This window comes from Pedobacter paludisoli (assembly GCF_052344095.1).
Lineage (GTDB): Bacteria > Bacteroidota > Bacteroidia > Sphingobacteriales > Sphingobacteriaceae > Pedobacter.
Map to the genome: position 1 here is coordinate 3,536,558 of NZ_CP179926.1, position 13,459 is coordinate 3,550,016.

6 protein-coding genes are annotated in these 13,459 nt (G+C 37.7%); all 6 read left to right on the plus strand.

The features are described from left to right. Positions 1 to 16: 16 nt before the first annotated feature. The 6 genes from ACJVDK_RS14520 (at position 17) to ACJVDK_RS14545 (ending at position 13,340) form a co-directional block, all read left to right on the plus strand. Positions 17 to 2,002, plus strand: a complete 1,986-nt coding sequence (locus tag ACJVDK_RS14520) for a TlpA family protein disulfide reductase (protein ID WP_443937389.1) — start codon at positions 17 to 19, stop codon at positions 2,000 to 2,002. Next, positions 2,002 to 3,078 (plus strand): alpha/beta hydrolase family protein, encoded by a 1,077-nt coding sequence (locus tag ACJVDK_RS14525; protein WP_443937390.1) that lies wholly within the window; start codon positions 2,002 to 2,004, stop codon positions 3,076 to 3,078. The genes ACJVDK_RS14520 and ACJVDK_RS14525 overlap by 1 nt, the downstream gene beginning before the upstream one ends. A 545-nt stretch (positions 3,079 to 3,623) precedes the next feature. Further along, on the plus strand, positions 3,624 to 6,686 hold the full coding sequence (locus tag ACJVDK_RS14530; protein ID WP_443937391.1) for a SusC/RagA family TonB-linked outer membrane protein: 3,063 nt from the start codon (positions 3,624 to 3,626) through the stop codon (positions 6,684 to 6,686). Positions 6,687 to 6,699: 13 nt separating this feature from the next. Continuing rightward, the gene (locus ACJVDK_RS14535; RefSeq protein WP_443937392.1) at positions 6,700 to 8,400 is read left to right on the plus strand and encodes a RagB/SusD family nutrient uptake outer membrane protein; all 1,701 of its coding nucleotides are present in this window, start codon (positions 6,700 to 6,702) and stop codon (positions 8,398 to 8,400) included. A 43-nt stretch (positions 8,401 to 8,443) separates the two neighbouring features. Further along, positions 8,444 to 11,605, plus strand: a complete 3,162-nt coding sequence (locus ACJVDK_RS14540; RefSeq protein WP_443937393.1) for a SusC/RagA family TonB-linked outer membrane protein — start codon at positions 8,444 to 8,446, stop codon at positions 11,603 to 11,605. A gap of 10 nt (positions 11,606 to 11,615) precedes the next feature. Continuing rightward, positions 11,616 to 13,340: a RagB/SusD family nutrient uptake outer membrane protein gene (locus ACJVDK_RS14545; protein WP_443937394.1), complete on the plus strand. Its 1,725-nt coding sequence runs from the start codon at positions 11,616 to 11,618 to the stop codon at positions 13,338 to 13,340. Positions 13,341 to 13,459 lie beyond the last annotated feature (119 nt).

Below are 13,459 nucleotides of genomic sequence, written 5' to 3' on the forward strand. Positions count from 1 at the left end.
CTTATACCTTAAGAACATGCTAAAAAAAATCTTTTTATTGGGCTTAATTTCCGCTTTCTCATTTAACCTATTTGCACAATACACCAGTAGTTTTAAATATCTGCCAGAAAAACCGCAAAATGGTAAGATGGTTTCAATAAGTTACGATGCTAGCAACACAAAATTGGTCGGAAAAACCAATGTGCGAGCGGTCGTTTATCAATATATCGATTACAAATGGATCGCTTCTGATTTGAAATTGATAGGTCAAAAAAATCTATGGAAAGCAGACTTAAAGCTTGCAGATAAATGCGGAATTGTGGCATTGAAATTTGTAGCCGATACCCTGGTTGATAATAACGACAATGAAGGATTTTTCTTCATGCTTCACGATAAAGATAGAGCAGGATTAATGGCTCCAGGAGCATATGCGGGTTGGGGATTGGCGCGTTCGCCAAAATATGACCTAGATATTCCGAATTACATGCACTTTAAAGGAGTAAGCGATTCGGCAACCTACCATTGGTTAAATCAAGAAATTAGTTTCAATCAGTCCTCAAAATCAGCCTTGGTATACCCTTATTCTGTGGCCTTAGTTGCTACTTTTAAGGAAAGTTCGACACCTCGCTTACAGCGTGTATTGGCATATCTTAAAAGACCGGATGCAAGTGAAAACGATTTGTTAAACGCCAGAAGAATTCTTCAAACGTTGTTGAAAGACCAAAATACAGTGGATTCGGTAGAGAAAGTGCTAAATCAAAAATTTCCAAATGGAAGTTTGACTCGATTAAATGCATATAAAGAAGTAAGTATGCATAGGGATATAAAATCGCTTTTAGCAGCAACACTTAAGTTTTTAAATGATTTTCCTGAGTACAAAACAAATAAAGAATTTGATGTTCAAAATAGAATCTACTACAGTAACTTATATCAAAGTGCGATGGTTTTTGGCGCAATGGAGGATAAAAATACACCATACGTTGCAAAGTACGTAGATTCTGTTTCTTTTACGGCTTTACCAACGGTGTATTATAAATTAATCACCATTTCATACGACCGAAAGCAGGATTACAATGTATTGTCAACCTATGCAGATTTGTTAGTGAAAAGATTTGAATATTTTAGAGATCATCAGCCAGAAAGTATGCTGCATTTATCTCCATTGGAATGGAAAAAGGAGTACAACCATGTTTTTGCAACCAATGTAACACGCAGCTATCTGGGCTTGTTAAATTTCAAGAAAAATTATCTTTCTGCTATTAAGTATGCGGCCGAAGCAGAGCAAGATCTAAAATTTAGCAATGCAGCCATCAACAATGAGTACGCCTATGCCTTAAAGCAAGCTGGAAAAGTGAACGAGTTGGATGTAGTACTGAAGAAGAGTATGTTCTTAAACCAAGCATCTACCGAAATGATTGGCATGATTAAGGAAAAATACGTGAAAAAACACGGCTCTGAAAAAGGCTTTGAAGCGTATTTGACCTCTCTTAAAAATCCGGAAGATCAGAAAAAAGGAGAAGTAGAGTTAAAAGCATCGATGATTAAAAAAGACATGCCGCAATGGAGCATGCAAGATTTGAACGGAAAAACAGTAAAATCATCCGATTTAATAGGAAAAACAGTGGTTTTAGATTTTTGGGCAACTTGGTGTGTGCCGTGTAAAGCATCTTTTCCGGGGATGAAATTAGCCGTAGAAAAATATAAAAATGATCCGAATGTGGTATTTTATTTCGTCGATACGGAAGAATCATCAAGCACCTATAAAACAGAAATTGCTGCATACATTAAAGATAATAAGTATCCTTTTCAAGTGTTGTTTGATAATAAAGCCGAAGGCGAGAAAACCAATGCAGAGGTATTTACACGCATTTGTAAAGAATTTACCATTTCAGGAATTCCACAAAAATTAATCATTGATAAAAACGGAAAACTGCGCTTTATTTCTATTGGATTTAAGGGAAGTGCTACCGGTTTAGCCGATGAGATTTCGAGTTTAATTGAATTGACAAAGAAAGCGGAATAATGAGAAGAATTGGTTTTTTAATGGCCTTGTTATCGCTCGTAGTAAAAGCATCTTTTGCGCAAAATTTTCAATCAAGCGAGGTAACGTTTAGCGCGCCAGATGGAAAGATTACCTACGGAGGAACGTTGTCTATCCCCGAAGGGAATAAAAAATACCCGGCTATTGTGCTAGTATCCGGTACCGGAAAACAAGATCGGGATGGCACCATGGCAGGGCATAAATTATTTTTGGATATTGCCAATGAACTTACAAAAAATGGCTACGCTGTTTTGCGTGTAGATGACCGTGGAGTGGGAAAAACGACGGGGATTTACGAAACATCAACCACCGAAGATTTTGCAAACGATGCATTATTAGCGCTGCAGTATTTAAAGGGTGTTAAGCAAATTGATTCCCGCAAAATTGGTTTATTAGGGCATAGCGAGGGCGGAGCCGCCATGTCAATTGCAGCTGCAAAAAGTAAGGATGTTGCTTTTTTAATTAGTTTAGCAGGTTTAGCGATGAATGGTTATGAATCGTTAATTGCTCAAAACGAAAGCCTTGTTGCAGCTTCCGCACTTCCCGATTACGATAAAGCACGTTCAAACGATATCAATAAACGGATGTTTAAAACGGCTTATATATACGCAGATTCGGCAAACATGGAAGCCAAATTGAATGAAGCGTATGCCGCCTGGAAAGTGAAAGATGACGCCTATTTTAAAACACTAAATATCGAATTTGATCATTTTCGTTTCCCGATTTACAGTTATGTACGAAATGCCATAGGCCCTTGGTACCGGTATTTAGTGAAGTACAATGCCGAAAAAACAATGGCAAAAATTAAGGTTCCTGTATTGGCCATAAACGGCGATAAAGATTTAATGGTACCCGGCGAAGCCAATCTACGTAATTGGAAAAACTACATTGCAACAGGTGGAAACAAAAATGTAGAAACGCATTTAATGCCAAATTTAAATCATCTTCTATTGCCCTGCGTCACGTGTAAGAATGATGAAGTGGCGAGCATAAAAAGCGGAATATCTCCCGATGTTTTAAAAATAGTGGTTACTTGGTTAAATAAAACCGTGAAATAATTAAATATGGTTTTTTAGTAGTACGGCCTTTGCGAGTAATTGCAAAGGCCGTTTTATTTTAGCTGAACTTCTGTTTTAAACTTTAGCGAAAACATTTTTGCGAAGCAAAGATTCTAAGGAGATTCTTTAGACCAATTATGCCCGAAATAGTGTGCTATTTTTGGTTTAATCAAACGTTTGTGCTGTTTTTTTATTTGCATCTTAAAATTAGGAACAATATTTTTAGATATGGTTTAAAAACATATTGATCGCTCTTTATAGGAAGTAGAAGATTCTTTGTTTTTGAATATTGTAATTAACCAAATTTTAAAATATCCTTATTGTTTTCGATCCATTGAGCACATCAATGGCAATTATGCCTATGAAAAATAGAAACTAACTATCAAAATATTCCGAGAAGAGTTATTTCTATCCTTATTATCTGAAATACTTTTTCTTCTATACATATTCTGTATAAACACTAGTTAATAGATCTCCTTTTGAGGTATTAGCTCTGTATGTTTCATTAATCAATAAAACGATTTACTATACCTAACTATTTTTACATGCGTAAAATTTACCTAAAGCAACTCATGCTTTTCTCACTGTCGATTGGAGTCGGTTATTCCGGCCATGCATCGGCTTTTGAGAGCAAATTGAAAAATGATCCCCACTACATTCTCTTGCCATCTTTTAAGAAAAACAGAATGGAAGTAAAAGGGAAGATTACCGATACCTTCGGCAACCCTCTATTTGGCGTAAAGGTTACGCTGAAGGTGACTGGACTTTCTGTATATACGGATAAGAAAGGACTATTCAGCATTTCTGCCGTTGAGGGCGATGTGTTATCTTTTGAGTTAAACGGCTACTTAATTAAAGAGGTGCCTGTTTCTCAAAAGATGGATGTCATCTTAGAAGAAAACCTAAAAAATCAAGAAACCAGTCCGGTTTTATATGGAAATCAAAGCAAAACTACAAATTTACAATCAACTTCTACAGTTTACAATGCTGATTTAATTAAGGTGCCTGTGGCGGGTGTTGGAAATGCTTTATCGGGTCGAATGCCAGGTCTGTATACACTACAAGGAAACGGAAGACCAGGTGCTGATTTAACCTCCATAACCGTACGAGGACAATCACCTTTGGTGTTAGTAAACGGAGTGCCAAGAGATTATGCTTCGGTAGATCCAGAGGAGATTGAATCCATTACCATTTTGAAAGATGGCTTATCAACCGTTATGTTAGGACAATTGGCTTCAAACGGAGCAATTTTAATTCAAACCAGGCAAGGTGAAGTTGGTAGACAGCGTATTTCTTTTACCGCACAGGCTGGATTGCAAACTCCACAAAAAATGCCAAAAACACTTGGCGCATTTGATTACGCAACGTTATATAATGAAGCTTTGGCAAATGATGGGAAGGCCCCTCGTTATACTGAAGCAGATTTGGCCGCGTATAGAGATGGTTCTGATCCTTATTTTCATCCTGATGTAGATTGGTACGATACTATTTTAAAGAAAAACTCGACGTTTAGTCGTTATAATTTAAATGTGTATGGTGGTGGAAATTCAACGCGTTATTTTCTAGATTTAGATTACCTCAATCAAGGTGGAATTTTAAAGGAAGATCCAAATAATACTTACAGCACCAATACCGATTATAAACGATACTTGGTAAGAAGTAACATCGACATTGATATAACTCCATCAACTTTGTTAAACTTAAACTTATTTGCCCGTATTCAAAATGGTAATCAGCCAGGAGGGACAGGAGCAAATAGTGCAGCTATTGGTACAGGTACAACCTTAAGTAATTTTGGTAGTAATAACATTTTTACACAATTGGCTAGTATTCCGAACAATGCATATCCGGTTTTTAACCCAAATGGATCATTGGCTGGAACGCAAGATTACCAAACCAACTTATGGGGAGCAAGCACACAGTCTGGATATTTTTACAATAGTACCCGCGATGTTTCAGCAGATATTTCGTTGAAAAAAACCTTAGATAAGGTAACCAAAGGTTTATGGTTGAAAGGCTTGGCAAGTTTTAACACCAGTGTGGCCGAGAATATTATCCGTACCAAACAGTACGTGGTTTATAGACTTTTAACCCTCAATCCAGAAACCTATCAATCATTCGGAACCAAAACAAATCAAATAAACGAATCGACCAATGCTGGGCAGACTAGAAATTTCTTCGTTGATTTTTCGGCCGGATGGGACAGAACTTTTGGCAAAAATACATTTACTGCGTTGTTTAAGTATAATTCGCAAAACGCACGCAGTGGCAGTCAAATTCCTTCTATATACACCAATATTGCAGGTAGATTAGATTACAATTATGCTGAAAAGTACATGGTGGAAACAGCATTTAGTTATTCGGGTTTAAATCGTTATGAACCGGGAAATAGATACGGGTTCTTTTATGGTTTTGGCATTGGCTGGAATTTGGCCAAGGAAAATTTTTTAAAGGATGCTACTTGGTTAAATACGTTGAAGCTTAGAGCAAATTACGCTTATACAGGAAACGCTAATCCAGGATATTTTGCTTATAATCAGTATTATGTAGCAGGAACATCGTACGTGTATGGCAGTACGCCAACTTCCAATTCAGGTGTGGCAGAAGGTGCATTGGCTAACCCGAATATCACATGGGAGAAAGCAAACCAATTCGATGCAGGCATAGATATAGCCATGTTTAATAACAAGCTATCGGTTACAGCTGATTATTTTAATAATCGAAATTTCGATTTAGTTCAGCAACGAGGAAGAAGTTCAGCATTATTGGGTACTACCTATCCAAACGAAAACCTAGGAATCAATAGATATTCGGGATTAGAGTTCGATTTAAGGTATAGCAACAATATTGGCAATTTTAATTATTACATTGCTCCAAACGTTTTTTCTTTACAAAAAATCATCGAATTTCAAGATGAAATAGACAGACCACTTGCGTCGATGAGCCGTACCGGACAAAGAGAAGATCAAACGTTTGGCTACGTAGCTGAGGGGCTTTTTCAAAACCAAAATGAGATAAATTCGAGTGCTAAAATTCAAGGTTATACTCCGGTTCCAGGAGATATTAAATACAAAGATTTGAATGGCGATAACATTATCAATTCGTTGGATGTACAAGCGTTAAAAAATAATAATCCAGTTTGGTTTTATGGATTAAATGTAGGGTTTGGTTATAAAGGATTCGATTTTTCGGCCTTACTTCAAGGGGTTCAAAATCGGTACATTTATGTTAGCGGTATTACCGAATGGGCTTTTCAAGGTTCAACCGGAACAGGACAAGCATTTGAACAAAACTTAGGTAGATGGACACCTGCCACCGCTGCTACTGCTACCCAGCCACGCTTAACTGTAGGCCCAAATTCAAATAATCAAGCTACTTCTTCTTACTGGTTACGCGATGGTAGCTATGTGCGATTAAAGAACATTGAATTAGGGTATACCCTTCCAAATAAGCTAACCAATAAATTGAGATTGGCCTCCGTACGCTTCTTTGTAAACTCGGTAAACACTTTTACACATTCGGCCTATAATCAAGTTGATCCAGAGGTTTATGGTGCAGACTATCCTTTGCAAAAAGTAGTAAATGCAGGTTTAAATGTTAAATTTTAATTCGATAGGCTTTATGAAAATTAAAATAAAAGAATCAATTATTGCAGCTGCGGTAATTTCTATGGGTTTTGTTGCATGTAAAAAACCGCTTTACGAAACGGAGCCTATTACACAAAATATCTCCTATATTTTTGATAAAACCGATTCTATTGGCGTTCAGGCTAGAGCATTTCTAGCTGATTGTTATTCAAGTTTGCCAAATGGGTACAATAGAATCGGAAACGACGTTTTAGATGCCGCTTCTGATGATGCAATTAGTTCATCTCCGGCAAGTACAATAGAGTATTTTACCAACGGACGTATTTCACCCGTTCAAACGGTAGACGATGCATGGGCAAAAAATTATGCACTAATCCGTCAAGTAAATATCTTTTTAGCCAATATAGATGTAGTTCCTTTAAACGAAGATGGTTTAAAAGAATCTTTTAAAGCAGAAGCGCGTGGCTTAAGAGCAATTGCTTATTTCGAGTTGCTAAAGCGTTACGGAGGTGTGCCCTTAATTGGCGATAGAGTTTTTGGCTTAAACGATAATACCTTGCTGCCTAGAAATTCGTATGCCGAATGTTTAAAGTATATCGTTGACGAGTGTGAAGTAGTAACTGCAACTGGTCGAATTGATAATCCAGCAGTAACATCGGATGAAAATTTCGGTCGTATTACGCAAGGGGTTGCCATGGCACTCAAAGCACGTGTGTTATTGTACGATGCAAGCCCTTTAAATAATCCAACAAACGATGTTTCTAAATGGGCTTTGGCAGCACAAGCAGCAAAAGACTTAATGAGTTTGAATAAGTATGCGTTAGTTACAACTCCGGCAGCTTCGGCTTATGCTGGTGTTTTTAATACGCGTAAAAATGTTGAAATGATATTAGCCTTTCAGCGCGGAGTAACGTTCGATTTAGAAACAAATAATGCTCCTGTTGGCTATACTACAGCAAATGCTTCAGGAAGAGGATACACCAGTCCGACGCAAGAGTTGGTAGATGCATTTGATATGGCAAACGGTAGGGCAATTACTGATCCTGCTTCAGGATACAATCCTGCAAATCCGTACTTAAATAGAGATCCGCGCTTTGCACAAACTATTTTTTGCAACGATCAAACCTGGTTAAATAGAAAAATAGAAACCTTTGAAGGCGGTTTGGATAAACCTGGTAGTGCTGTAAATGTGCAAACACGTACGGGCTACTATATGAGAAAGTTCTTAAATCCTACTTTTAATACGGCTACAGTATATTCGAATCAAACACATAACTTTCCAATTTTTAGATACGCAGAGGTTTTATTGAATTATGCAGAAGCGATAAACGAAGCAGCAGATAATGCCGCCAATAGAACAGAAGCGTTTAATCAATTAAAAGCTATTCGTTTAAGAGCGGGCATTCCTCTTGGTACAACAGCAGGCTATCAGCATGGCTTAAAAACAACGATGACCCAGGCAGAGATGCGCCAAGCAATCAGAAAAGAACGTCGTGTAGAAATGGCTTTCGAAGAACAACGCTTTTGGGATATTCGCCGTTGGAAAATTGCTGAAACCGTACTAAATGGAACCTTGCATGGTATGCAAATTATCAAAAATACAAACGGTTCGTTTTCATATAGCACCTATGATGCGTTAAAGGTAAGTTTTGACGCTTCTAAAATGTACCGCTATCCAATTGCATTTTCAGAGATAAGTAAAAACCCAAGTTTGTCGCAAACTCCGGGTTGGTAATTCGAGAACAGTTAAAAAATGTTAAACAATAACTAGTAAAGTTATGTATAAAATAGTATGTAAGTTATTCGTGCTGCTTACCTTAATACCTGCATTGTCTTTTGCGCAAACGGTAATAAAGGGTGTAGTTTCAGACGAAGGTGGGGTATTGCCCGGGGCAAGTATTGTAGAAAAGGGCCTTACCAACAACGGTACCACCACCGGTGGAGATGGTTCTTTCCAATTGGCGCTAAAAGGGACAAGCAAAACAATTATTGTAAAATCAATTGGGTATTTAACCCGTGAAGTAAACGTAGCAGGTAAGGCAACTATCTCTATTAAATTAGAAACCGACTCTAAGGGTTTAGACGAGGTGATGGTAGTGGGTTATGGTCAACAAAAGAAAATTACCAATACGGGTTCTATTAGCTCAATTTCAGCAACAGAGATTAAACAAAACCCGAGTGCGAGTATTCAAAATACTTTAGCAGGGCGATTACCCGGCTTTACAGCACAACAGCGTTCAGGGCAGCCAGGGGCAGATGGAGCAGCCTTTTTTATTAGAGGTGTGGGTACGTATGGGGGTGGAACTCAGCCCTTAATTATTGTGGATGATGTGGAGTACGACTATAGTAAAGTATCGCAGTTAGACCCAAATGAGGTTGAAACAGTATCCATTTTAAAAGATGCATCAACTACCGCTATTTATGGTATTAAAGGGGCTAATGGGGTATTGATTATTACGACTAAAAGAGGGGTTGCAGGCAAACCACGCATCAATTTGAAATCAGAAACGGGGTACCAAATGGATGTAAACACGCCAGAGTTTTTAGATTCGTATACAGCCTTATCATTACGCAACGAAGGTATCCGTAATACAAGTGCAGACCGTGGAACGGATCCAACAATTGAGCCGAATTATTTATCAGATGCTGAGTTGAATATTTATCGAGATGGCTCAGATCCATATGGGCATCCGAACATCGATTGGTGGAAAACAATTTTTAAACCAGGGGCACTAATTACCCGTCAAAATTTGGATTTTCAAGGAGGGACGGAAAGTGTTAAGTACTTTGTTTCAGCCGGATATTTATGGCAAAACGGTAATATCCGCGATTATAGCTCAGACAACGGAGTAAATTCAAATTATTACTATAAGCGTTATAACTTCCGCTCCAACTTAGACATTCAAGCTACAAAAACGCTATCTATTCGATTGGATTTGAGTGGCCGTTTTGGCGAAACCAATTCCCCGTATAATTCAAATCAAGGTAATGCATATTACGCAAACGGTAATGGAATTGTGGGCGAAATTTACAGTGGAAATTATTTGCCACCATGGGCCTATCCAGTAACCAATCCAAATGGATCGTATCCTTATAATCCAGATTTAAATATCTCGGCCACGAGTATCATTGGGCGTTTAGCAGAATCAGGTTTCACACGAAAATTCGATAACGATTTAAACATTGTTTCAAGCGCGAACCAAAAATTAGATTTTATTACCAAAGGTTTACAAGCTAAAGTGTTATTGTCGTACGCTAGTGCTCAAAATAATAATTTAAGCATTTATAGAACGGCATTGCCATATTATTATTACGATCCAACAGCCGTTAATCCGTATTTGCCATTAAATGCAAATCAATACCGTACACCTCCTTTTAGCCAAAGTTATAGTAATTCTAGTATTTTTCGGACGGTTAATTTGCAATCTTCTTTAAACTACAATCGCGATTTTGGTAGTCATCATGTATATGGTTTGGTTTTATATAACGATAACAGATTAATTAATTCGGGAACTGTAGGTGATGACAATCAAGGACCAGGTATACCAACGGTTGTAACCGGTACTACGTTTAGAACAGGGTACGATTATAAAAATAGATATCTAATTGAATTTAATGCCGCTTATAACGGGACCGACAGGTTTACCGGAGAGAAAACCAGAGGTTGGTTTCCCGCTGGATCAATTGGTTGGAATATTTCGGAAGAGAAGTTTTTTAGCGATAACATAAAATTTGTCGATTTATTAAAAATTAGAGCATCGTATGGTTTGGTGGGTTCGGATGATATTGGTGGTGCAAAGCGATATGTTCAATTTTATGAAACCAGTTCTGGAGCAAGTGGCGCAAATCCGAATACAAGTGCAGGGTACAACTTTGGAACATCACCAACACCTTATATTGGGATAACGGAAGGCGATTTAGGAAATGAAAATGTAACCTGGGAAAAATCGAAAAAGTTAGATATCGGTATTGATTTAAACATGTTTAAAGGGAAGATCAAAATCGTTGCCGATTATTTTAACAACGATACCTACGATATTTTAACTACCAGAAAGAGTGTGCCTTATACCTTGGGTGTTGGTTTACCTCCAGTTAACTTAGGTAGAGTAAATAATAGAGGGTACGATGGAGAAATTGGCTACAACGATCGGTTTGGGGCATTAACTTTTGGTGCACGCTTTACCTTTTCGTATGCAAAGAATAAAATTTTGTACCAAGATGAAGCACAACCTGCTTATCCTTGGTTAGCGGCAACAGGTAATCCAATTGGTCAGTATTTTGGTTGGACTTATATTGGTTTTTATTCAGCAGAAGACATTGTCGATCCAACCGTTGCAAAACCAACTACAGCTGTAGGGCCTGGCGATTTGAAATATGCCGATTTAAATGGTGATGGCATCATTGACACTTCGGATCAAGGGGCGATTGGAAGACCAAATTTACCAAACACAACCTATGGGGCTAACTTTAATTTTGGCTACAAAAACTTCTATCTGAATTTATTCTTTCAGGGATCTTCGGGCTATAGTACGCGTTTCCACTCAGAAACCATCACTCCTGGTACTTCAAATTATCAGCCTATACACTTAACCAGATGGACACCAGAAACAGCAGCTACAGCAACATTTCCACGATTAGGCGGTACTGCTATTACAAACTACCCGAATGCAACCGCAAACTTTTCGGATTTTTGGACACGCGATAACTATTATATTCGTTTAAAAACTGCCGAGATTAGTTATCAGTTTACATCAGCATTAGCAAAAAAACTTCACGTTCAAGGGATTCGTGTATATGCCAATGGAAATAATTTGTTAACATGGACAAACGTAACCGATCTATATCAAGTAGATCCTGAGAATGGAAATAGTACCACTACAGTAATTAGTGTGTATCCTACACAAAGGATTTATAATTTTGGATTACAAGTTTCATTTTAAGTAAACTAATATGAAAAGGAAAATTTTACTAATAGCCGTTTTGGCTATTTTAACACTAACTTACTCGTGCAAAAAGGGTGGGTTGATTGATGAAAGCGAAGATACTTTTTTAAATGAAGAAACGACTTTTACAGATAGTATTAATACAACGGCATTTCTAACAAGAATATACCAAGATTCTGGTTTTCAGTTTGATATGAGGTACCATTCTGGAGGGGGACATGCTACTGCTGCAGATGAGGGAGTTTCAGGACGCTATAACGGTTCTGCAACAACCGCTGTAACAATAGCATTAGGATTAATTAATAAAAATACAGATGTTCAACAATTTGTAAGCCTCTGGTCCATCCCTTATTCAGATATAAGAAGAGTAAACGTATTTTTAAAAAATATCGACCGCGCGCCATTAACAGCCGCAACCAAGAAAAATATGGTTGCACAAGCCCGTTTTTTACGTGCATGGTATTATTTTTTGTTAATTAGAGCACACGGCGGAGTACCAATAATTGGCGATACTGTTTACGATATTGCGGATGATTTTAAATTAAAGCGCTCAAACTACGCAGAATGTGTAGATTACATTGTTACCGAATGTGATGCGGCAATTCCTGATTTAGAAACGAATTTAACCATCAGAGCGCAAGATTATGGTCGTATTACGAAAGGCGCTTGTCAGGGCTTAAAATCGCGTGTATTACTTTATGCAGCTAGTCCTTTATTCAACGGGGGGCAATTTGCTAAAACAGGCGATGTACATACCTTAACAGGATACAATACCTACGATAAAGAAAGATGGAAAAAAGCCGTAGATGCCGCATTAGATATTATTAATTCGGGCAATTATAGCTTATATGTTGATAATACCACTAGAAAGGGGTATGGTTTTTATAGGGTATTTCAAATGCGTGTAAATAATGAATACTTATTTGCAAACATGCGCCCTTTACAACGTGAGTTTGAGTCATTTTTATTGCCTCAAAGTAGATCGGGAGGCTATTCTTTTACGGTAAGTCAGCAGATTGTAGATCGCTTCCCAATGGTTAATGGAAAAGATATAACGGATGCAACTTCGGGCTATAATCCAGCAAATCCGTATGTTAACCGCGATCCTCGTTTTGCCAATTCGATTATTTACAACCAAGCTCCGTGGATTTTATCGGGCAATAACAATGCACCAGTAAATACATTTATTGGTTCGGGTACAACCGATGCTGTTCAAGGGCCAATTGCATTTAATACTAGCTATTTTCCACGTAAAATGCTATTGGAAAATTCTACAGGAAACGGAGAGCGTTGTTGGCCATTGATCCGTTATGGAGAAATTTTGTTGAATTATGTAGAAGCATTGAACGAATACAGTGGCCCTGTTACCGATGTGTATGAAAAGCTTAAATTAATTAGAGAGCGTGCTGGAATTGATCCTGGTTTAGATGGGTTGTATGGAATGAAAGCAGGAATGTCTCAAGATGATATGCGTGTGTTTATTCAAAATGAACGCGCAATCGAATTATTTATGGAAGAGCACCGTATGTGGGATGCCCGCAGATGGAAAACTGCGATCGTTGATTTTACCAAGCCAATAAGGGGAGCAAAAATAACTAGAAGTGGTACAACTTTCGCATATGAATACGTTACTGTACGTGATCATTTCTTCCCAGAACATTATGGACTCTTCCCTATTTTAGAATCAGAAATCGCTAAAAATACGGCGCTGATTCAAAATGCTGGATATTAACATTTTTTAATTTTAACGATATAAGTAAAATCAGCGGCATTTCCTTGCCGCTGATTTCGCTTTTTAAGGGTAATTATTAAAATTAATATCTACCAGTAAAGGGAAAATCTTTCTGAGAG

Excerpts from the sequence above, each read along its gene's own strand:
- ACJVDK_RS14525 (WP_443937390.1), top strand. The coding sequence starts at position 2,002 with ATGAGAAGAATTGGTTTTTTAATGGCCTTGTTATCGCTCGTAGTAAAA.
- ACJVDK_RS14530 (WP_443937391.1), top strand. The coding sequence starts at position 3,624 with ATGCGTAAAATTTACCTAAAGCAACTCATGCTTTTCTCACTGTCGATT.
- ACJVDK_RS14520 (WP_443937389.1), top strand. The coding sequence starts at position 17 with ATGCTAAAAAAAATCTTTTTATTGGGCTTAATTTCCGCTTTCTCATTT.
- ACJVDK_RS14540 (WP_443937393.1), top strand. The coding sequence starts at position 8,444 with ATGTATAAAATAGTATGTAAGTTATTCGTGCTGCTTACCTTAATACCT.
- ACJVDK_RS14545 (WP_443937394.1), top strand. The coding sequence starts at position 11,616 with ATGAAAAGGAAAATTTTACTAATAGCCGTTTTGGCTATTTTAACACTA.
- ACJVDK_RS14535 (WP_443937392.1), top strand. The coding sequence starts at position 6,700 with ATGAAAATTAAAATAAAAGAATCAATTATTGCAGCTGCGGTAATTTCT.